General features: G+C 63.0%; 23 protein-coding genes. 15 read left to right on the top strand and 8 right to left on the bottom strand.

Going from position 1 to position 20,657, the window contains the following annotated elements; genetic code table 11:
- Nucleotides 1–2 precede the first annotated feature (2 nt).
- Entirely contained in the window at nucleotides 3–1,424 is a 1,422-nt protein-coding gene (locus ACMT3I_RS13360; protein WP_414805000.1) for a DHA2 family efflux MFS transporter permease subunit, read from the bottom strand.
- A 71-nt stretch (nucleotides 1,425–1,495) separates the two neighbouring features.
- Here ACMT3I_RS13360 and ACMT3I_RS13355 point away from each other — a divergent pair, with 71 nt between their 5' ends.
- From ACMT3I_RS13355 to ACMT3I_RS13335, 5 genes are read left to right on the top strand one after another with little or no spacing between them, the layout of a single operon-like run.
- On the top strand, nucleotides 1,496–2,137 hold the full coding sequence (locus ACMT3I_RS13355) for a TetR/AcrR family transcriptional regulator (protein ID WP_414804999.1): 642 nt from the start codon (nucleotides 1,496–1,498) through the stop codon (nucleotides 2,135–2,137).
- Entirely contained in the window at nucleotides 2,134–3,213 is a 1,080-nt protein-coding gene (truB, locus tag ACMT3I_RS13350; protein ID WP_414804998.1) for a tRNA pseudouridine(55) synthase TruB, read from the top strand. The genes ACMT3I_RS13355 and truB overlap by 4 nt, the downstream gene beginning before the upstream one ends.
- Nucleotides 3,210–3,578, top strand: coding sequence for a hypothetical protein (locus ACMT3I_RS13345; protein WP_414804997.1), 369 nt, complete (start codon nucleotides 3,210–3,212; stop codon nucleotides 3,576–3,578). The genes truB and ACMT3I_RS13345 overlap by 4 nt, the downstream gene beginning before the upstream one ends.
- Before the next feature lie 38 nt (nucleotides 3,579–3,616).
- On the top strand, nucleotides 3,617–4,057 hold the full coding sequence (locus ACMT3I_RS13340; RefSeq protein WP_414804996.1) for a hypothetical protein: 441 nt from the start codon (nucleotides 3,617–3,619) through the stop codon (nucleotides 4,055–4,057).
- Nucleotides 4,057–4,986: a bifunctional riboflavin kinase/FAD synthetase gene (locus ACMT3I_RS13335; RefSeq protein ID WP_414804995.1), complete on the top strand. Its 930-nt coding sequence runs from the start codon at nucleotides 4,057–4,059 to the stop codon at nucleotides 4,984–4,986. Before ACMT3I_RS13340 ends, ACMT3I_RS13335 begins: the two co-directional genes overlap by 1 nt.
- Before the next feature lie 25 nt (nucleotides 4,987–5,011).
- Here the strand turns inward: ACMT3I_RS13335 and ACMT3I_RS13330 are convergent, their stop codons facing one another.
- Nucleotides 5,012–5,692 (bottom strand): maleylpyruvate isomerase family mycothiol-dependent enzyme, encoded by a 681-nt coding sequence (locus tag ACMT3I_RS13330; RefSeq protein ID WP_414804994.1) that lies wholly within the window; start codon nucleotides 5,690–5,692, stop codon nucleotides 5,012–5,014.
- Between the two features lie 2 nt (nucleotides 5,693–5,694).
- On the opposite strand from ACMT3I_RS13330, the gene ACMT3I_RS13325 reads away from it, so the two are divergent.
- Nucleotides 5,695–6,918 (top strand): CynX/NimT family MFS transporter, encoded by a 1,224-nt coding sequence (locus tag ACMT3I_RS13325; protein ID WP_414804993.1) that lies wholly within the window; start codon nucleotides 5,695–5,697, stop codon nucleotides 6,916–6,918.
- 78 nt (nucleotides 6,919–6,996) lie between these two features.
- Complete coding sequence (locus tag ACMT3I_RS13320; RefSeq protein ID WP_414804992.1) at nucleotides 6,997–7,779, top strand: alpha/beta fold hydrolase; 783 nt, start codon at nucleotides 6,997–6,999, stop codon at nucleotides 7,777–7,779.
- Between the two features lie 138 nt (nucleotides 7,780–7,917).
- Here the strand turns inward: ACMT3I_RS13320 and ACMT3I_RS13315 are convergent, their stop codons facing one another.
- Both ACMT3I_RS13315 and ACMT3I_RS13310 read right to left on the bottom strand, forming a co-directional pair.
- Nucleotides 7,918–8,880 (bottom strand): ROK family protein, encoded by a 963-nt coding sequence (locus ACMT3I_RS13315; protein WP_414804991.1) that lies wholly within the window; start codon nucleotides 8,878–8,880, stop codon nucleotides 7,918–7,920.
- A 15-nt stretch (nucleotides 8,881–8,895) separates the two neighbouring features.
- Entirely contained in the window at nucleotides 8,896–9,108 is a 213-nt protein-coding gene (locus ACMT3I_RS13310; protein ID WP_414804990.1) for a hypothetical protein, read from the bottom strand.
- 81 nt (nucleotides 9,109–9,189) lie between these two features.
- Between ACMT3I_RS13310 and ACMT3I_RS13305 the strand changes: the two genes are divergently transcribed.
- Nucleotides 9,190–9,633: a bleomycin resistance protein gene (locus tag ACMT3I_RS13305; protein WP_414804989.1), complete on the top strand. Its 444-nt coding sequence runs from the start codon at nucleotides 9,190–9,192 to the stop codon at nucleotides 9,631–9,633.
- Between the two features lie 92 nt (nucleotides 9,634–9,725).
- Here the strand turns inward: ACMT3I_RS13305 and ACMT3I_RS13300 are convergent, their stop codons facing one another.
- A complete protein-coding gene (locus ACMT3I_RS13300) occupies nucleotides 9,726–10,076 on the bottom strand; it encodes a GntR family transcriptional regulator (RefSeq protein WP_414804988.1) in 351 nt (116 codons plus the stop codon).
- On the bottom strand, nucleotides 10,076–10,933 hold the full coding sequence (locus ACMT3I_RS13295; RefSeq protein WP_414804987.1) for a hypothetical protein: 858 nt from the start codon (nucleotides 10,931–10,933) through the stop codon (nucleotides 10,076–10,078). The genes ACMT3I_RS13300 and ACMT3I_RS13295 overlap by 1 nt, the downstream gene beginning before the upstream one ends.
- 210 nt (nucleotides 10,934–11,143) lie before the next feature.
- Here ACMT3I_RS13295 and ACMT3I_RS13290 point away from each other — a divergent pair, with 210 nt between their 5' ends.
- From ACMT3I_RS13290 to ACMT3I_RS13260, 7 genes are all read left to right on the top strand, one after another.
- Complete coding sequence (locus tag ACMT3I_RS13290) at nucleotides 11,144–12,106, top strand: sugar-binding transcriptional regulator (protein ID WP_414804986.1); 963 nt, start codon at nucleotides 11,144–11,146, stop codon at nucleotides 12,104–12,106.
- Nucleotides 12,103–13,107: a deoxyribose-phosphate aldolase gene (gene deoC, locus ACMT3I_RS13285; protein WP_414804985.1), complete on the top strand. Its 1,005-nt coding sequence runs from the start codon at nucleotides 12,103–12,105 to the stop codon at nucleotides 13,105–13,107. The genes ACMT3I_RS13290 and deoC overlap by 4 nt, the downstream gene beginning before the upstream one ends.
- A gap of 12 nt (nucleotides 13,108–13,119) precedes the next feature.
- A complete protein-coding gene (locus ACMT3I_RS13280; RefSeq protein WP_414804984.1) occupies nucleotides 13,120–14,700 on the top strand; it encodes an aldehyde dehydrogenase family protein in 1,581 nt (526 codons plus the stop codon).
- Nucleotides 14,697–15,560 (top strand): aldehyde dehydrogenase family protein, encoded by an 864-nt coding sequence (locus ACMT3I_RS13275; RefSeq protein WP_414804983.1) that lies wholly within the window; start codon nucleotides 14,697–14,699, stop codon nucleotides 15,558–15,560. The genes ACMT3I_RS13280 and ACMT3I_RS13275 overlap by 4 nt, the downstream gene beginning before the upstream one ends.
- A 115-nt stretch (nucleotides 15,561–15,675) precedes the next feature.
- Nucleotides 15,676–17,193 (top strand): SDR family oxidoreductase, encoded by a 1,518-nt coding sequence (locus ACMT3I_RS13270; protein WP_414804982.1) that lies wholly within the window; start codon nucleotides 15,676–15,678, stop codon nucleotides 17,191–17,193.
- A gap of 48 nt (nucleotides 17,194–17,241) precedes the next feature.
- Complete coding sequence (locus tag ACMT3I_RS13265) at nucleotides 17,242–17,802, top strand: GDSL-type esterase/lipase family protein (RefSeq protein WP_414804981.1); 561 nt, start codon at nucleotides 17,242–17,244, stop codon at nucleotides 17,800–17,802.
- Nucleotides 17,803–17,938: 136 nt separating this feature from the next.
- The gene (locus ACMT3I_RS13260) at nucleotides 17,939–18,808 is read left to right on the top strand and encodes an alpha/beta fold hydrolase (RefSeq protein WP_414804980.1); all 870 of its coding nucleotides are present in this window, start codon (nucleotides 17,939–17,941) and stop codon (nucleotides 18,806–18,808) included.
- 63 nt (nucleotides 18,809–18,871) lie between these two features.
- Here ACMT3I_RS13260 and ACMT3I_RS13255 read toward each other — a convergent pair whose 3' ends face one another.
- A complete protein-coding gene (locus ACMT3I_RS13255) occupies nucleotides 18,872–20,299 on the bottom strand; it encodes a M20/M25/M40 family metallo-hydrolase (RefSeq protein ID WP_414804979.1) in 1,428 nt (475 codons plus the stop codon).
- Nucleotides 20,292–20,570 carry a metal-sensitive transcriptional regulator gene (locus ACMT3I_RS13250; RefSeq protein WP_414804978.1) on the bottom strand — a complete coding sequence of 93 codons (279 nt, stop codon included), beginning with the start codon at nucleotides 20,568–20,570 and terminating at the stop codon, nucleotides 20,292–20,294. The genes ACMT3I_RS13255 and ACMT3I_RS13250 overlap by 8 nt, the downstream gene beginning before the upstream one ends.
- Nucleotides 20,571–20,657: the final 87 nt, after the last annotated feature.

Here is a 20,657-nt window from a genome sequence, read left to right as displayed (position 1 = left end):
AGTCAGCGGTCAGCTTTCACTATCCGCTCGGCAACCAGTCGCTGCGCGGCGCGCTTTGACGGCATGAAGAGCGCGATTATCGCCGCTAGGCCGAGCACCGCGCTGCCCACATAGACGGCGGGGATCGCCGCATCCACATAGCCGGTAGGGGTGAGCTCGCCGCCGGCGCCGGTGAACACCGCGGTGAGAACCGCAACACCGAGAGCAACGCCGATCTCGCGCAGCGTCGAGTTGGTGCCCGAGGCCTTGGCATGGTCGTCAGGAGCCATGTTGGCCAGCACTGCGGTGGCGCTAGGGGCGAAAACCAGGCCCATTCCAATACCGGCCAGTAGAAAGACCGGCACCATTTCGGAGAAGCCAATAGTCGTTGACATGATTCGCGCCAGCCAACCCATCGCAATCGTCATGAGCACCAAGCCGGTGACCAGGGGTAGCCGGGTTCCGGTTCGTGAACTGAGGAGCCCGGTCAGGGGAGCGACGACCATGGGAGCCAGCGTCCACGGCATCGTCATCAGCCCTGCTTCGAGCGGCGAATGGCCTTGCACGACCTGAAGGAACTGGATCAGGATGAAGATCGATCCGAAAATACCCAGACTGAATGTCACACCGACGAGGTTGGCAACGGTGAAACTGCGATCCTTGAAAAGTCGGAGCGGCAGCAGGGGTGCGCTGGTCCGCGCTTCCCACAGCACGAACGCGACGAGCAGAACAGCGCCGCCGATCAGGGCGATAAGCACCTCGCCGCTAGACCAGCCGGCGTCGTTGCCGCGCACGATTCCAAAGACGAGGCCGAAGACACCGAAACCGGCAAGGACGAGTCCCACAACATCGGCGCGCACGCGTTCACCGAAACTGTTCGGCAGAGCCAGCATCACCAGCGGCACCGAAATGATGCCAATCGGAACGTTCAGCCAGAAAATCGACTGCCAGTTCCAGCCCTCGACGACTGCGCCGCCAATCAGTGGTCCGAGAGCGACGCCCAGGCCCGAGATGCCGCCCCAAATCCCAATCGCCACAGGGCGAAGTCGCTCACTGACCGATCCGACCAAGAGGGTGAGCGAGAGCGGCATCAGTGCTGCGGCGCCGACTCCCTGCAACGCCCGCGAGGCGATGAGCATCCACGGTTCGACGCTCAGTGCGCAGAGAACCGATGCGACGGTGAACACTGCGATGCCGACCAGGAACACCGTGCGGCGGCCGAATCGGTCGCCGAGTGCGACGGCCATCAACATGAAAGTCGCGAAGGCGAGCGAGTAGGCGTTCATCACCCACTGCAGCTCTTCAATGGATGCCGTCAGCTCGCGTGAGATCACCGGGAGCGCGCTGGTGACCACGAGATTGTCGAGTGTGGCCATGAACATGGGCATCGCAGATGCGACGACGGCGAGCCAGATCGGCACACGTCGTGAAAGCGGGGGAGTCATCGGGCAGTCCTCGGTTGTAATTGAATGATTACAAGACGCCACGTTAGTTATCGACTGATAACATGTCAAGTGTGAGTGAGACGAAAGCCGAGAGGCCAGTGAGTGCCGAACGCATTCCCGCGATCCAGCGACGTGAGCAGATCCTTGCTGCCGCGAGTGAAGTCTTTGGTGAACGTGGCTACGCGGGTGCGACAACCGATCAGGTTGCACAAGCTGCGGGCATCAGTCAGCCGTACGTGGTGCGCATGTTCGGCACCAAGGAGAATCTCTTCATCGAGGTCTTGGAGCGCGCACTCGACAAGCTCACTGTCGCTTATCGGTCGGTGCTCGCCGAGCCGACGCCGGTGGGCGAAACCAGGCAATCGTTCCTCGGCCAGCGTCTGGGTGAAACGTACGTCGACCTGATTGAAGACCGCGGCATCCTGCTCTCGATCATGCAAGGGTTCGTCGCCGGGCACGAGCCAGTAATCGGCGCCAGGGCGCGGGCCGGATTCCTGAGCATCTACCGCCTGCTGCGCGACGAAGCAGGGTTTGATGCCAATGCAACAATGGAATTCCTTGCCCAGGGGATGCTCTTCAATACTCTGTTGGCGCTGCGCCTCCCTGACTCGTTCAATGATGACGACACGGTTGAAGAACTCATGCGCGCAACATTTACCAGCAAGCTTGATCTTGTGATCGGCGTCTCACAGGAATCGGAGAATCACGCATGACCGATGGCGCGCCTCGCCAGCAGCAGCAGCATAGGCAGCAACAGAAAGTGGCCAGGGTTCAGTCAACCGCCAGCGGGCTCGTGCTGATCGATAAGACTCAGGGCTGGACCAGCCACGATGCAGTTGCCCGCACCAGGCGTCTGGCCAACACCCGCAAGGTCGGCCACGCCGGAACTCTCGACCCGATGGCAACGGGTCTGTTAATCCTCGGCATCAACTCGTCGACGCGTCTGCTCACGTACGTTGTCGGTCTCGACAAGGAATACCTCGCCACGATTCGCCTCGGTGCATCAACGACCACTGACGATGCAGAAGGTGAGCTGCTCGAAAGCGCGGCGCCTGGTGCTGTCGAAGCATTGAACGCTGACGCCATCCGGGCCGAGATCGCGAAGCTGACCGGCGACATCGAGCAGGCACCGAGCTCGGTCAGTGCGATCAAGGTCGACGGCAAGCGCGCGTATGCGCTGGTGCGTGCTGGCGAAGACGTGCAGCTGCCCAAACGCCCGGTCACGGTCAGTACCTTCGAACTCATCTCCTCAACCGGCGTCGACGGCTATCTCGACCTGTCGGTGCGGGTGGTGTGCTCCTCAGGAACCTACATCCGCGCGCTGGCTCGCGACCTGGGTGCCGCGCTCGGAGTCGGCGGCCACCTCACGTCGTTGCGTCGCACACGGATCGGGCCGTTCAGCGTCGCTGACGCACCGACACTTGACGACCTCGACATGTCGACAGCCCTGATTGGACCGGCGGATGCTGCCACCCTGCTCTTTCCCCGTCTTGACCTGAGTGCAGAGCAGACCATCGACCTCGGCCACGGCAAGCGCATCGAACTGGATGCCGGCCAACCGGCCTCTGTGCCGATCGCTGCCATCGCGCCCGACGGCAGGCTCGTCGGACTCATCGAACGGCGGGGAAACTCGTCGAAGGTGTTGGTGAACTTCCCGCCGGATGAGCCAGGCCCCCCGGCGCTGTCGAGCGAGCAGGCGGCGCCGAGCGGGCAGGCAGCGCCGAATGACACCGCGGCCAACCCACAGGCTCACACACAAACAACTACGAACGAGGATTCTGCAGAATGATCGAATGGTTCGCCTGGATCCAGATCGCCATTGCCACACTTGCCGGCGTCATGTCGATTGTGCTCGGCCTCGTCGGTCGGAAGCCGAATGATCTGACGATGGGGGCAACCCTGCTCGTCGAGATACTGCTCATCGTGCAGTTCGTCGTCGCCTTGATCGCTCCAGCGCTCGGAAACGCGGCGAGCGGCAGCCTTCTCGAGTTTTACGTGTATTTGGTCAGTGCCATCTTGCTACCGATCGCCGCCGGGTTCTGGGCTTTGATCGACCGCAGCAAATGGAGCACCGTCATCCTCGGCGTCGGCTGCCTGTCGGTGGCCGTCATGCTCTACCGGATGCTTCAGATCTGGAATGTGCAGGTCGGTTGATTTGTCACGCGCCACGATGCTGCGATAATTGCTAGGCGATGACTGAACTACAGACTGAAAAAGCCACTCCGTCGACCGGAGTCAAAGGCGTTGGCCGACTCCTCATTGCCGTATACGGCGTGCTCGCGCTGGCGGCGACCGGTCGATCGTTTGTGCAGATCGTCGGCAAGTTCGACGAAGCCCCTGTGGCCTACTCGCTCTCAGCCCTCGCAGCCGTCGTTTATATCGTGGCAACTGTCGCACTGATCGCCCGCGGCGGTATCTGGTATCGCATCGCCTGGATCGCCATCGGATTCGAGTTGCTCGGCGTCCTGGTCATCGGCACGCTCAGTCTGGTTGATCCTGCGCTCTTCCCGCATGACACCGTGTGGTCCGTCTACGGTCGCGGCTACCTCTTCATCCCGCTGGTGCTTCCGCTTCTCGGTATGTGGTGGCTGGCCAAGCACCCTCTCTCACCTCAAGTGCGTTCGTCCAACTGATGAGGACCTTCTACGGCGTCGAAGAAGTACCGGCCGACTGGCCGGCTTCTGCTATCAGTATCGGAAAGTTCGATGGTGTGCATGCGGGTCACCGTGCAGTCATCGGCGAGCTGAAGGCCCTGGCCGAACGCGACGATCTGGCATCCGTCGTAGTTACCTTTGACAGAAATCCACTGGCGCTGCTGTCTCCGGAAGACTGCCCGAAATCTCTCGTGAGCACCGAACAGAAGCTTGACCTGCTGTCTGAAACCGGCATCGATGCGACTGTCGTCATCGCTTTCACTCGCGAGTTTGCCGCGCTCTCGCCGCAGGAGTTCATCGAGCGCATTCTCGTGAGCTCCCTGCACGCCACTCACGTGATGGTCGGGTCAGACTTCCGCTTCGGCGCGAAGGGCGCAGGGGATGTTGCTCTGCTCCAGCAGCTGGGCAGCACGTACGGCTACACGGTGCACATCGTCGATGACGTCAAGCCCGATTCCACGCACCGAGTGTCATCAACCTGGATTCGCGAACTACTTTCTGCCGGCGATGTCGCTGCGGCCAGTGAACTCCTCGGGCACCTGCCGACGGTACGCGGGATCGTCGTACACGGCGCTGCCCGCGGTCGTGAGCTCGGTTATCCCACAGCCAACCTGTCGCCGGAGTCCGAGGGGCTCATCCCCGAAGACGGCGTTTATGCCGGATGGCTGACGGATGCAGGCATCCGCTATCCCGCAGCGATCTCGGTTGGCAACAACCCCACATTCGAAGGCGTCCCGCACAAGCAGGTCGAGGCATACGTTCTCGACGAAGACATCGACTTGTACGGCCACATGGTTGATGTGTCGTTCGTCGAACGCATCCGTGGCATGGTCGCGTTCACCGGGATCGCCCCGCTGATCGAGCAGATGGCCGACGACGTCGACAAGGTGCGCGCGGTCTTGTCTTAGGCACCTGACCGAAACGGGCCGCTACCTATGAAGAGAGCGGCCCTTTTTCGCGCCCGAACAAGAAGACCAAGTGCTCCTGCGCAGTGCGCTCCAACGGGGTTCCTGCACCGACGCGCCACTCAGCATCCGTTGCGACAAGCACGCGCGTGCGCAGCACCGCCTTGATCTCGGTGGGTGCGATGAGGCTGCGTCGGAGGGCAACTGCACCGGATGCCGCGGGAGCGACGGGTAACTCGATGCCGAGCGGTTCGGCCAGGTCGATGCCGTGCACGACTGCTTCGGTCAGTTCGCTGATACCGGTGCGCCCCTTGCCTACCGTTTTGTCTGCAGCGATCTGCCTGAGGCGGGCGATGAGCTCGGCCGGCTCCGCTTTGGCCGCCTGCCTGCTGACATCGTCGATGGCCTTGTTGGGGTTCACGTGATGCCCGACGTAGGCACGACCGATGCTGGTGAGCATCTCCCGATTCGAACTGCCGGTGCGCCAGACCAGGTGGCCGACGACATCCTGCACCCGCCAGCCCGCGCAGAGGCTAGGTGCCGCCCACTGTTCTGGGGTGATGGTGGTGAGGGCATCGGCGATGGCATTCAAGGTGACACCGATGTGCCCGCCCCAGTCGGCGTTTACCCGAGACTCGTCACTGCGTGCACGCAGGCTCAGCGGAAGGTAGTTGGCGAAGGTGGCCATGCGCTCCAGCCTAGACTTCATTCGTGATTGATAACCCGGCCAAGGCTCTCTGGGCCGGTCGTACCCTGGCGCTGCTCGGCATTATTCTCGTTGCGGCGAATCTTCGAACTGCTGTCGCCGCGCTCTCACCGATCGTTTCAGACATCACTGTCGACGTGCCGCTGAGTTCGTCCGCTGTCGGAGTCCTGGGGATGCTGCCGCCCATCTGTTTCGCCGTCTTCGGCATTTTCACGCCCCGCTTCACCCGAAAGTTCGGGCTGGAGAGCGTCTTGATCGTGTCGCTCATCGCGATCGGTCTCGGTCACCTCATCAGGGGAACGTCAGGATCGCTGGCTGTTCTTCTGATCGGCAGCGTTGTCACCTTCGCCGGTCTCGGCGCTGGAAACGTGTTGTTGCCGCCGCTGGTCAAGAAGTATTTCCCGGATCGGGTCGGACTGATCACCTCCCTCTACGCGACGGTCTTGTCGTTCAGCACACTGGTGCCGCCGCTCGTCGCTGTTCCGGTTGCTGAATCGGCCGGCTGGCGAGTTTCGCTCGGCATGTGGTCTGTGCTGGCCCTGATCGCGCTGGTGCCGTGGATCACGATGATCATGAGACACCGCACGTCGTCTGTTCCGACGCCCACCGCTGACGATGCCGAACCGCGGGTGCTAGGCAACATCTGGCGCTCGTCGATCGCCTGGGCGATTGCCATCGTTTTCGCGGCATCCGCTCTGAATGCCTACGCCATGTTCGCCTGGCTGCCGCAGCTGCTCATGCAAACCGCGGATGTGACGCCGGCGCAGGCCGGACTGCTGCTCTCGCTGTACGCGGCGATGGGTACGCCCTGCGCGCTGATCATTCCAATCCTCACTTCGCGCATGCGCAACGTGGGAATTCTCGTGTATGTCGGTGCCGTCTGTTTTGTGCTCGGTTACCTCGGCCTGATCCTGGTCCCGGCCACTCTCACCTGGCTCTGGGTTGTTCTGGCCGGACTCGGCCCGCTGCTCTTCCCACTCGTGCTGGTGCTCATCAACCTGCGCACCCGTACCCACGACGGTTCGGTCGCTCTCAGCGGATTCGCCCAGAGTGTCGGCTACAGCATCGGCGCACTCGGGCCTCTTGTCGTTGCCCTGCTGCACGAGGTGACCGGCGGCTGGACCTGGCCACTCATCTTCCTCATCGTCACGGCGCTCGTTGTTGCCATCGCCGGCGCCATCATCTCGCGCCCGCACATGCTGGAAGACGAACTACACATCCCGACCTGAGGCATCCGCTCTCCCCAAGCCAGCCCTGGCTGAGTACTCTTGCCCCAGGTGCACCGGCGCCGGGTGGGAGCAGGAGCCATGGAGACAGTACGTTCGGCCGACGGAACGGTCATCGCATTCGACCGATCCGGCACCGGCCTGCCGCTCGTGCTCATCGGCGGTGCCTTCAACACACGGATGTCGGCGAGCGGCTTGGCTGCGTTGCTGAGCGACAGATTCACCGTCTATTGCTACGACAGGCGAGGGCGCGGCGACAGCGGTGGCACACGCGACGCCGGGGACTACGACATCGAGTGGGAAGTTCAGGATCTGGCCGCAGTCTTGTCGGCCACAGGCGGTGATGCGTTCGTATACGGGCATTCATCGGGTGGATCCATCGCGCTCGAGAGCTCGGCGCGTGGTCTGGCCATGCAGAAGCTGGCCGTCTACGAGCCACCGTATGCCGGCCAGGATGGTCCGACAGCGGAGTTCGCCGAGAAACTTCGTTCCCTGGTTGAGAATGGCCACCGCGATGAGGCTGCGGCGGAGTTCATGGCACTGGTCGGCATGCCCCAACCGATGATCGAGCAGGTGAAGCAGTCACCGTACTTCCCGTCGATGGCAGCCATGGCGCACACTCTTCCCTACGACGTGGCACTCGTAAACGGGGGAGTGGCGCCGGTGGATCGGTTGGAGAAAGTCACTGTGCCCGCCCTTGCCATCGCGGGCGGATCGAGTCCCGCCTGGGCGACGAACGCCGCGCAGGTCATCGCGGAGTATGTTCCGGAGGCGACATACGTCGTCTTGCAGGGTCAGGACCACAATGTGTCGGATGAGGTGCTCGCCCCCGTGCTGGCCCAGTGGTTCGGCCAGGCAGTCTAGGCATCTGCGTCGGAAGGCTGCCGCCGCGTCGCGAATACAGGGCGAATCGGTCAACTGTCACCGAAAACAGGAAGAATTCGCCGATTTCGCATCACGCTTCCTGTATTCGCGACGTTGCAATGGAGTCGAGCCCTGAACCTAGACGAGCTCCGCGCGATGAATCAGTGCCGCGGCGCCGATGAGTGGCCCTTCACCAGAGAGCGACGACGGTACTACCTCCACGCGACGCGCGAACTCGAACTCGGTGCGCAGCTCGATCGCCTCCCGTATGAAGTCGAACAGGTCGGGCGTCACGTGTGAGAAACCGCCACCGATAGCCACACGGTCGAGGTCGACCAGGTTGGTCGCTGAGGAGATAGCCTGGCCGATGGCTGTGCCGCTCCGCCGAACAGCCGCGCGGGCGATCTCGTCTCCAGCCGCGTAGGCCGCCGCGAGGTCTTCGCCGGTGTGGCCAGCCCAGCCCTGACGTTTGGCCCAGGCGACCGTGTTCGGACCGGATGCGATGGCCTCCAGACATCCGCTTCCGCCACACGCGCAGGGATCGTCGAAGCCGCCGACCTCGACGTGGCCGATATGTCCGGCGTTGCCGCTCGGGCCAGCGACGGTCTGGCCATTCAGGATGAGCCCGCCGCCGACGCCCGTCGAGATCACCATGCCCATCAGGTTCCTGACTCCGATACCGGCTCCGACCCAGTGTTCTGCGAGCGTGATGCAGAGGCCATCCATGCGGAGGCGCACCGTGGTCTCCGGCGCCAATTCCTGCACCAGGTCGTGCAGCGGGTACCCTCGCCAGGCTGGAAGGTTGAGAGGTGAGACTGCGCCGGTGGACACGGTGATCGGGCCGGCGGTGCCGATCCCGATCCCCGCAAGTATCGCGTCGGCCGGCAGCGCATTCAGTGCACTTCTCACAACGGATGCCACGCTCGCAGCCAGGTCGGCGCTCGACGCCGCAGGGCCGGTTGCCGCGCGAGCCCGGGTTCCCGGAAGCAGTGCACCAGTGTCATCGACGATGGCGGACTCGACCTTGGTGCCACCCAGGTCGATGGCGATGGCGAGGGCGCCATGGGTTGTCTCTGACGGTGCTGGCACTTCAATCTGCATGCTCAGAGCTTAGGGCTAGGTCGACGGCTGGCCTTCAGCCTGCATCTCCGCGAGCATCCGCCTTTCGAGCTCGGATTCGGGATGGTCGTTGGGGTCCATGCCGATGAGCCAGGTTAGTCCCTTGTGTCCGTTCGGATTGCGGCCCACCAGTGCAATTGCGATGAGTACGCCTGCAGCTGCCGTTTCCTTCGCCCAGGCGTGTACCTCGGTGAATGTCGCGTCGGTCACATCGACAGTGTGGATCGCTCGCTCAGGCCCGGTGGCGAAATAGACCCGGAAGGTCGGCCGCCGGGTTGCCATACTGGGCGGATGACATCCGCACCAGTAGATCCGTCGCCCGCCGTTCCGCAGCTCGTGCCAGAGCTGGGCGTTACGGATCTGGGCGAGAGTCTCGCTTTCTGGGTCACGCTCTGCGGATTCGAGGTGCTCTACGATCGCCCGGAAGAAGGGTTCGCCTACATCCACGTGGGCTCTGCGCACCTCATGCTTGACCAGATGGGCGTAGGGCGCGACTGGACGACTGGCCGTCTTGAGCGGCCACTCGGTCGGGGGGTGAACTTCGAAATTGCGGTACCGGATATCGCTCCGATAGTTGACCGGCTCGCGGCAGCCAAATGGCCGCTGTTCATGGAACCGGAAACCAAGCGCTACCAAACCGGAGAAACGGACGTGCAGGTGTCCCAGTTCCTGGTTCAGGATCCCGACGGGTACCTCGTTCGATTCTCAGCGCGCGTCACTGCCGCCAACAACTAGTCGGACTGCGCCAGTCTCGACTCATGGTTGGGCGGCACGCGGGACCACGTATGCATCTCTGGTCGACTCAGCGACGCGATTCGGTGCGGCTACTACCGGAAGGCATTCTGGACGTAGTCAACACCGTCCTCGGGATCGACGCCGAGCTCTCGGACTCGCTCCACATACGCGCGGGCCGCCGCCTGCGCCAATCGCTGGTTGGTGTCGCCGCGCCGGGCAATGAAGGAGCCATGACGGCCCCGCGTTTCGATGACCTCATCGTGTTCCAGGGCGCGATAGCACCGCGCTACGGTGTTTGGTGCAAGACCGAGGTCGCCCGCAAGCCGCCGCACGGTGGGCAGCCTGGTGCCGGGGGCGAGTTCGCCATCATGAACCTGCCCGGCGATTTGGATGCGCAGCTGCTCGTACGGCGGAACCGGTGAATGCGGGTCAATGCTGAGCATCAGTGCGTGGCTCGCTCCGGCAACGGCCAGAGTCGCCGGTTGGTTCGCCTGCTCGCGGGGAGAGCCGTCAGAACAATGGGGAGATACCCGATCACACAAACTGCGTACACCTCAATCGGCGCGGGCCCAACTAGCCAGGAAGCAGCGGTGACCAGCGCCGCGGTGCTGAGGGCAATGGACGCGATCCACAGATCACGGAGCGCGGATGCCCGGAGTGCGTCATCCCACTGAAGTTCAAGTTCGCTGCTGGCTGGCTGGGGAACGGCAAGCAACGCTCGGCAGAGGAGGGCAACAACAGGGACACCGATTAGGGCAATCGCGGCAAGCGAGACCACTGCGGGCAGCGGAAGGCCGATGTCGGCATCGGGTCTACGCGAGCCGAGGAGGAGAGTGGCTCCGGCGGCAGTTGCAACCCCGGCCGCAGTCACCGCAGCCCACACCCAGCCCGGATGTACGTAGTCGAACAGGCTGTGCGACCTGGCACGCGCAACTCGCGAGGCGTCTGGGCCTGGCTCTGCGAACTGGCGCACGGCGACGAGTGCAGCGCTTGCGGTACCCACAGCAATCGCAATGCTCCCCACTGCGTATCCTGCGACGCCGCTGGGAACGAGAGCAGGGTTCTTCACAAAAAATGGGATCAGGAACAGGAGTGACGCGATCCAGCCGAGCCCGAAGCCGGCGAAACGATTCCAGACTCGTCGATCAATATTCATAACGATGTCTTCGGTGACCGGGAGCCTGATTCGATTGACAACGGCATAGACGAGATACTCGCGCCGACTCTTCGATGACCGGTAGATCATGCTCCCGCCGATGATGAGCACCGAGATGCCGGTGAACCACAATAGAAAATCCATGTCGCTGTTTCCCCCGGGTCTTTCTAGCCTTGTAGCAAGGTTGTACCAAGGTATCCCGATTGAAGTCGAATGTTCCAGAGGATGGCTTGAATGCACATCCGCTATCTGCTCATATGAGCAACTACGCCCACACGTGTTGATCCGAGCAGCGGAGCCACCTAGGGTTGAAAGAGCGGCCACGAGCTGCACCCAGCGGATGGAGGTCAAGGCGTGAGTGAAATCGACGAGTTGTTGTCCATCCGTGCGGCTGAGCTGTACTACGAAGAGAACAAGACTCAGGATGAGATCGGGTCGATTCTTCGGCTCACCCGCTGGAAGGTCGGGCGCTTGCTCGCCCAGGCGAAGGCCAGCGGCTTCATCAGAATCGAAATCGTTCACCCACGGGCCAGACGCCTGCCTGTCGAACGCCGTCTCCGCGAGGTGACGGGCCTGTCCGACGCGATCGTGGTGTCATCCGCCGGCGTTTCGGGTGACGAACTGCAGTCCCGCACCGCCCAAGCCGCGGCCGACTACCTCACGAGCCTGCGTCCGATTCCGCGCACCCTCGGTATCAGCTGGGGTCGTACCCTGCATGAGGTCTCGCTTCACCTCAAGCAGGGCTGGGCGCCCGGGGTCAACGTCGTGCAGATCAACGGAGGCGTGAGCCTCAATAAGCGCGCGGGAACCGCAGCCACGACTGCAGTCACCATCGCGCAGAAGGCGATGGGTGCAGCGACGCTGCTGCCGAGCCCAGCCATCCTTGAACGACTCGAGACCAAGCAGGCGATCGAAGGCGACCGCGCAGTCGCGGCCGTCCTCGACATGGGAACGAGCGCATCCGCTTACCTGTACAGCGCCGGTCAGGCCGACGAAAACTCGGCGCTCGTCGACAGCGGCTACTTGACCACCGAGCAAGTGAGTGAGCTCGTGCGCAAGGGAGCTGTCGGCGACATCGTCGGACGCTACATCGACAGCAACGGCAACATCGTCGATCCCGCGCTTGATGAGCGCACCGTCGGCATTCAGCTCGAACAGCTGCGACGCGCGAAGACGGCAATCGCCGTCATCGCTGGCAGCAACAAGCACGCGGTCGCCCAGGCCATCGTGCGCAGCGGTCTCTGCACAGTTCTGGTGACAGACGAAGAGACAGCGAACGCAATTCTGAACGATCACAACCGCAAGGGAAACTCATGACAAGCAGTCAATTGGCCACCAGGGAGCGCACACTGACGCTTCTGGGAGGCGAGGCAACGGATGCGAACCTGCGCCGCTACCTGCACGGCATCCCGGGAGTCGACGCTGTCGGCCTCGAACAACGTGCAGCAGCCCTCGGTACCCGCTCGATCAAGACCACCTCGAAGCGCTGGGCACTCGACACGATCATCCGCCTGATCGACCTCACCACGCTCGAGGGTGCAGACACCCCAGGCAAGGTGCGCTCGCTCGTCGGCAAGGCACTCATGCCCGACCCGTCAGACCCGAGCTGCCCGCGCGTTGCAGCCGTGTGTGTGTACGGCGACATGGTTCCGTACGCCGTCGAAGCGCTCGGTTCTGCCCACTCGGCCGGTACCGACAGCGGCATCAACGTCGCAGCAGTGGCCACCGCCTTCCCGAGCGGCCGCGCATCGCTCGCCATCAAACTGGCAGACACAGCGGATGCCGTCGCCTCCGGCGCAGACGAGATCGACATGGTCATCGACCGCGGCGCTTTCCTGTCTGGCCGATACGGTGAGGTCTTCGACCAGATCGTCGCAGTGAAGGAAGCCTGCAAGCGCGCCGACGGCAGCTACGCCCACCTCAAGGTCATCCTCGAGACCGGCGAACTGAACACCTACGACAACGTGCGCCGCGCATCCTGGCTGGCCATCCTCGCTGGGGGAGACTTCATCAAGACCTCGACGGGCAAGGTCGCACCGGCCGCCACTCTGCCCGTCACCCTGTCGATGCTCGAAGTCGTCCGCGACTGGCACCGCCTCACCGGCGAAAAGATCGGCGTGAAGCCGGCCGGCGGCATCCGCACCTCCAAGGATGCGATCAAGTACCTCGTGGCCGTCGCCGAGACCGTCGGAGAAGAGTGGCTCCAGCCGCACCTGTTCCGTTTCGGTGCGTCGAGCCTGCTCAACGATGTGCTGCTGCAGCGCCAGAAGATGACGACCGGGCACTACTCCGGCTCCGACTACGTGACGATTGACTAAGGACTCCTCCATATGAACTTTCTCGACTACGCCCCGGCGCCCGAGTCGCAGGCGATCCTGAATCTCCGCAGCGACTACGGCCTCTTCATCAACGGCGAGTTCGTCGCCGGTCGCGGCACACCGTTCGCCACCATCTCTCCGGCAACCGAGAAGCAGATCGCCATGATCAGCAACGCCAATGCAGCGGATGTCGACGCCGCCGTCGCCGCTGCCCGCCTGGCCCACGACACCGTCTGGTCGAAGCTGTCCGGCAGCGACCGCGGCAAGTACCTGTTCCGCATCGCTCGCCTCGTGCAGGAGCGGGCCCGCGAGCTCGCCGTCGCCGAGAGCCTCGACAACGGCAAGCCCATCAAGGAGAGCCGGGATGTCGACGTGCCCCTGGTCGCCGCGTGGTTCTTCTACTACGCCGGCTGGGCAGACAAGCTCGACCACGCAGGCCTCGGCCCGAACCCGTCATCGCTCGGTGTGGCAGCCCAGGTCATCCCGTGGAACTTCCCGCTGCTGATGCTGGCCTGGAAGATCGCGCCGGCATTGGCCGCGGGTAACACCGTCGTGCTGAAGCCCGCAGAGACTACCTCGCTCACCGCACTGCTCTTCGCTGAGATCGTGCAGCAGGCCGGTGTGCCAGAGGGCGTCGTCAACATCATCACCGGCGCGGGAGACACAGGGCAGCTGCTCGTCAACCACCCGGACGTCAACAAGGTTGCCTTCACCGGATCAACGGCAGTCGGCCGGGCCATCGCTCGCTCCGTTGCCGGCACCGACAAGAAGATCACCCTCGAGCTCGGTGGCAAGGCCGCGAACATCGTCTTCGACGATGCTCCAATCGACCAGGCCATCGAGGGCATCGTGAACGGTATCTTCTTCAACCAGGGCCAGGTCTGCTGCGCAGGCAGCCGTCTGCTTGTGCAGGAATCGATCCACGACGAGGTCGTCGACCGTCTCAAGGAGCGGATGTCCACCCTCCGTCTCGGCGACCCGCTCGACAAGAACACCGACATCGGTGCCATCAACAGCGCCGAGCAGCTGGCGCGCATCACCGAGCTGTCGAACATCGGAGAGCAGGAAGGCGCCGAGCGTTGGAGCGCCGACTGCGCGATCCCCGAGAACGGGTTCTGGTTCGCCCCGACGATCTTCACGAACGTCTCGACGAGCCACCGCATCGCCAGGGACGAGATCTTCGGACCTGTGTTGTCTGTGCTCACCTTCCGTACGCCGGCCGAGGCAATCGCCAAGGCGAACAACACCCCGTACGGCCTGTCTGCCGGAATCTGGTCAGACAAGGGCAGCCGCATCCTTGCCGTTGCCGACAAGCTGCGTGCCGGCGTGATCTGGGCTAACACCTTCAACAAGTTCGACCCGGCCAGCCCGTTCGGCGGCTACAAGGAATCCGGCTACGGACGCGAAGGCGGCAAGCAGGGCCTGTCCGCCTACCTGAAGTCGGCATCCGCTCGGCCCGCGCTTGTGCGCGATCAGGCAGCGGTTGCGGGCGACGCAGCGACGCAGAAGGCTGTCGAAGGCGAAGCAGCAACCAAGAAGACCGCAGACAAGACCTCAGAGAAGTCAGCAGCAGGAAAGAAGGCCACCAAGTGACCCGCCTCGCCGTCCCCAAGACCTACAAGCTCTACATCGGCGGTAAGTTCCCGCGCAGCGAGTCCGGCCGCGTGTACGAGATCACCAGCCGCTCGGGTGAGTTCCTCGCCAACGCTGCGCTGGCTTCGCGCAAGGATGCCCGTGATGCAGTCGTCGCAGCCCGCTCGGCGGGTAGCGGCTGGGCAGGAAGCACCGCGTACAACCGTGGCCAGGTGCTGTACCGCATCGCCGAATTGCTCGAGGGTCGTCGCGCACAGTTCGTCGACGAGATCATGCACTCGGAGGGTGTCACCGCGTCCGTCGCCGCCGAGCAGGTCGATGCTGCCATCGACCGCTGGGTCTGGTACGCCGGCTGGGCTGACAAGTACGTACAGGTCGCGGGCAACGCCAACCCGGTGTCAGGCCCGTACTTCAACCTGTCGGTGCCAGAGCCCACAGGTGTTGTGGCCATCGTCGCGCCGCAGGGCGCTGGCTCACTGCTTGGACTCGTCAGCGTCGTTGCCCCTGCACTTGTCTCCGGCAACACCGTCGTCGTGATCGCCAACGAGGCGATGCCGCTCTCGGCCATCAGCCTCTCCGAGGTGCTCGCCACCAGCGATGTTCCCGGTGGCGTCGTGAACATACTCACCGGTTCGCCGGCCGAGATGGCTCCCTGGCTCGCCAGCCACGCCGACGTGAACGCACTCGACCTCACGGGGGCAGGCGCACTTGACTGGGTCGACCTGCAGATCGCAGCAGCAGACACCCTCAAGCGCGTCATCGCGCCGGAGAACGGACCGGATGCCGCATCCCCATCCATCGACCGGATCGTCGCGCTCACCGAGACCAAGACCGTGTGGCACACCAAGGCGCTGATCTAACACCAGCACCACGCACTACCAGCACCACCTCGTGACCGCGCCAGAACTGGCGCGGTCACTGTGCATTCCGGCAGAGTTCCGGGTGCAAGGGGCCGCGCAACCGTAGTCTGAGGTGATGAGCAGACGCCGAGTTCTCGTCACGGGTGCGACAGGTTATATCGGGGGGCGACTCGTCCCGCGCCTACTTGAAGCCGGATACGACGTTCGCGTGCTGGTGCGGTCGCCACAACGACTGACCGATGTGCCGTGGGCAGCGGATGTCGAGATCGCCCAGGGAGACCTCACCGATCTGGAATCGGTTCGCCAGGCCTGTGAGGGTGTCGACGTGCTCTATTACCTCGTGCACTCCATGACAAGCGGCGGCGACTTTGAGCGGATGGAGCAGCTCGCGGCCCGCAACGTCGCCCGCGCTGCGAAGGAGGCCGGGGTGTCTCGCATCGTGTATCTGGGCGGACTGCACCCCGATGCGCCCAAGCTGTCTCCTCACCTGCGCTCTCGAGCCGAGGTCGGCCGAATCCTGCTCGACTCGGGTGTTCCCACAGTCGCACTGCAGGCGGGTGTGGTCATCGGGTCAGGATCGACCTCGTTCGAGATGATCCGACACCTCACCGACGTGCTGCCGTACATGCCTGCTCCCAAATGGGTGCGTAATCGCATCCAGCCCATTGCCGTGCGCGACGTGCTCTACTACTTGCTCGGGGCTGCCGAGCTTCCACCTGAGGTCAACCGCACCTTCGACATCGGTGGCCCGGATGTGCTGCGCTACGGACAGATGATGAATGGCTACGCCCTTGAAGCTGGTCTGCACCAGCGCCCGATCGCCGCGCTCCCTGTGCTGACACCGTGGCTTGCCTCCCAGTGGGTGAACCTGGTCACCCCGATTCCGCGCAGTCTGGCCGTGCCGATCATCGCGTCGTTGCAGTACGACTGCGTCATGCACGAACACGACATCGACGACTACATTCCACAGCCGGATGGCGGGCTGACTCCATACCGGCGGGCAGTGCGTCTGGCTCTCGGCAAGATGAGTGACGGCCAGGTCGAGACGAGCTGGCAGAACGCATCGATCGTGGGAGCACCCGCCGATCCGCTGCCGAGTGACCCCGACTGGTCGGGTCACCTCGTCTACACCGACATCAAGGAGCGCCACACCAAAGCCAAGCCAGCAGACCTGTGGCGCGTCATCGAGAGCATCGGTGGAGAGAACGGTTGGTATTCGTTCCCGCTGGCCTGGGCTGTGCGCGGGTGGATGGACAAACTCGTCGGTGGCGTCGGCCTTCGCCGCGGGCGCGTGCACCCCGACAAACTGCACACAGGGGATGCCCTCGACTTCTGGCGGGTTGAGAAGATCGAGCGTGGCCATCTGTTGCGGTTGCGGGCTGAAATGCGCGTGCCTGGCGGGGCATGGCTGGAGATGCGGGCAGAAGCGGATGCCGACGGCGGCTCAATCTATCGGCAACGCGCAGTTTTCTTTCCGCGTGGACTGGGCGGTCGCCTGTATTGGTGGTCGATCCTGCCCTTCCACGGCGTTATCTTCAGCGGAATGGCCAACCGGATCACCGCAACGGCCGAGGCGTTGTCAGCGCGAGATTCTAGCCGGACAGCGTCTGCTGATTCGGCGCATCCGCTGTGAATCCTTTCGCGCGCGCAGCGTTCGAGGCATGATGGATGAGGAGGCCTCATGACTGACTCACTTGTGTTTATCGGAGATGGCCTGACGTCCGGCGGTCGCTGGGACGAATGGTTTCCTGAGTTCAACGTGCACAATTTCGGCGTGAGCGGTGAGACTACCGATGCCCTGCTCCTGAGATTGCAGCAGGTCAGCGAACTCGAACCGAACGCCGTCATTGTGCAGATCGGTACCAACGACGTCGGCTGGCGGCGGTCAGACGAGTACATCGTCCGCAATGTCGAGACGATCCTGTACAGGCTGCGCAAGCAACTGCCAGACACACGAATCCTGGCGCAGTCGATTCCCCCTCGTGAACGTGATCACGTCGACGTGATCCGCTCTATCAATCGGCACATCCGGCAATTTGCCCCTACCCTGCACGCCGGATACCTCGATTTGTGGCCGATGCTTGCCGATCCAGATGGCGAGATCAGCGAGGGATTTTCCGAAGACAGACTGCACTTGAATGACGCGGGCTACGCCGTCTGGCTGGCCGAGATGAAGCTGGCGCTCGAACTGCTCTACGAGACACCAACGTCGACCTCCGTGATTCCGGTTCAGTACATCTAACGCCAGATCATAACGAAATAGATCGTCACATCTGGCGAAATAGGCACTCGCAGGCATACACGGCGGCTGCTATCACTACTACTCTCACCAGCACTGAGGTTTACTCACGAGCGGTGTCATTTGATGGGAGTGTGTTGTGAACGCAATTACAGATCACGAGCAGCAGGAAATCGTCAGGGCGAACGAATCTGGCTTGAAACCGGTGGTGTTCATCCACGGGCTGTGGTTGCTGTCCAGCAGTTGGGACCGCTGGCGGGCGCTCTTTGAAGAGAACGGCTTCGCGACCATCGCCCCCGGCTGGCCGGACGACCCTGAGACCGTCGCCGAGGCAAAGCGTGACCCCGAGGTGTTCGCCAAGAAAATGATCCAGCAGGTCACCGCTCACTATTTGGACGCTATCGGAGAGCTCGCCATTAAACCGGCGATCATCGGCCACTCATTCGGAGGGCTCATCGCGCAGCGAATCGCAGGAGAAGGTGCATCGGCTGTGACTGTCGCCGTCGACCCTGCACCGTTCAGAGGTGTGCTGCCGCTACCGCTGTCCTCGCTGAAGTCGGCGTCGCCGGTACTGGCCCACCCTGGCAACGCGGGCAAGGCGGTTTCGCTCACCTTCGAACAGTTCACCTATGGCTGGGCGAATGCCCTCGAAGAAGACGAAGCCCGCGCGTTGTACGAAGAATTTCACGTGCCTGCAGCGGGTGTGCCGCTGTTCCAGGCGGCCACAGCCAACCTCAACCCGTTCAGTGAGGCCAAGGTTGACACCAAGAACCCCGAGCGAGGACCACTCCTCATCATTTCGGGGGAGAAAGACCACACAGTGCCATGGGAAATCGCCAACGCGAGCTTCAAGCTGCAGAAGAAGCACAACCCCAATCTCACCGAGATCATCGAGATGCCGGGTCGCGGCCACTCACTCACCATCGACCACGGCTGGAAAGAGGTCGCTGAGACTGCATTGGCTTTCGTCAAGGAACATGCAGACGAGGTGCTCGCCCCGACTGAGTAGGTCGCCGCTTGAGCGCACAGCCGGAGTGCGCGTTGCTCGTGATCGGGGGCGGCTGAATCAGCTTCAGCTGGCCCCGATCATGCGCTTGTAGAACTCGATGCCGCGCAGGAAGGTCGCGACCCTGATGCGTTCGTTGACCGCATGCAGTGTTCCGCGTTCCTCACCGCTCATTTCAAACGGACTGAACCTGTAAACGTGGTCGCTGATCCGGGTGAAGTGGCGACCGTCGCTGGCGCCCAGCATCACGTACGGCGAGACGACGGTATCGGGGTATGTTGCCTCGATGCTGCGAGAAACCAGCTCCCAGGCCCGACCCGTTGTCGGCGAAACCGCCGACGGCTCATTCGCGTTCTCGGCCTCAATGCGCACCTTGGGATCTCTGATGGCCTTGGTGACGTGCTTCATCATCTGCTCGACGCTCGACCCCTGAGCGATGCGCACGTTGACGACCGCCTGAGCATTCTCAGCGAGGGCGTTCGTCGCCTGCGCGCCACTGAGCTGGGTCACGACCGCTGTCGTGCGCACGATGGCACGTGACTCGTCGCTCATCCGGCTGAGCAGAAGGGCAAGCGGCACGCGGAACAGCGATGCGCGTTCGAACACGAAACGCAGGATGCCGGTGGCGTGGGCACCCAGAGTCGTGATCATCTCGAAGTTTGTCGCGGTGAGTCCAGCGGGGAACGGACGAGCATTCAGCCGGGTGATGGCGCGAGCCAGACGTACAGGTGCCGCCATCCGTGGAGGGGTCGACGCATGTCCGCCAGCCTGCTCGACAGTGAGGATGACGCTGGTGATGCCCTTTTCGCAGACGCCGACGATGGCGATCGGCTTACTGACGCCGGGGAAGACGTTCTGTACGACAGCACCGCCCTCGTCGATGACAAGGCCAGGGCGGATGCCACGGCTCTGCAGCAGATCGACGATCGTCGATGCGCCCGTGCCTGTCGTCTCCTCGTTGTGTCCGAAGCTGAGGTAGATGTCGCGTTCCGGCTGGTAGCCGGCGAGCACCTGGGCTTCGACTGCCTCTAGGACGGCGACGAGTGCGCCCTTGTCGTCGAGGGTTCCGCGAGCCCAGATCAGCTGCTCGTCGCCCTCTCCGACGAGCTCGGCGGCAAACGGTGGGTGCACCCAGTCCTCATCGGTCGCAGAAACGACGTCGTAGTGGGCCATCAGAACCGTGGGGTCATCCGCTGAACGTCCGGCCCATCGATAGAGCAGTGAATGTTCGGCGACGATCTCACGCGTGAGCGTGGAGTGCAGCGCCGGGTACAGCTCGGGCAGTGTGGCAATGAACCTGTCGAACTGCGCCCAGTCGGTGGTTGTCTCGTCGAGCCTCGACATCGTTGGAATGCGAAGCAGCGTCTGGAAACGGGCTATGGATGCGGCGCCTGGCGCGGAAGACAGGGCTGAGCCTGAATCAGCAGCACCGGGATTGCGGAAGACAGGCGCGGCGTCAGGACCGCGGTCCAGATCCGGGGCTCGCTCAGCCACGGTTCTTCGTCAGTTCGAACACCTTCAGTAGTTCTTCGATGGCGTTGTCACGTTCTTCGCCGCCCGCTTCGAAGCTGTGGGTGATGTGTGTTTTCAGGTGGTTCTCGACCATGAGCTTGCTCAGTGAGCCAAGTGACTTCTGAATGGCAAGCGACTGCGTGAGGATATCGACACAGTAGTCCTCGTTCTCAATCATCTTCTCGAGGCCACGCAACTGACCCTCAAGGATGCGAGTGCGATGAAGGGCGCGCCTCTTGATGTCTTCAATCATTTCTAAACAATAGCGGGTGATAAGAATACCCATGAGGGGTATTAGTGCCGGGTATCTGCACACCGGGTTACCGCGTGATCTGCGCGG

Origin of the sequence: Leifsonia sp. A12D58, from assembly GCF_047530025.1 — a bacterium.
In the GTDB taxonomy this organism is placed as follows: Bacteria; Actinomycetota; Actinomycetes; order Actinomycetales; family Microbacteriaceae; genus Cryobacterium.
This window is presented reverse-complemented; position numbering and strand designations above follow the sequence as displayed.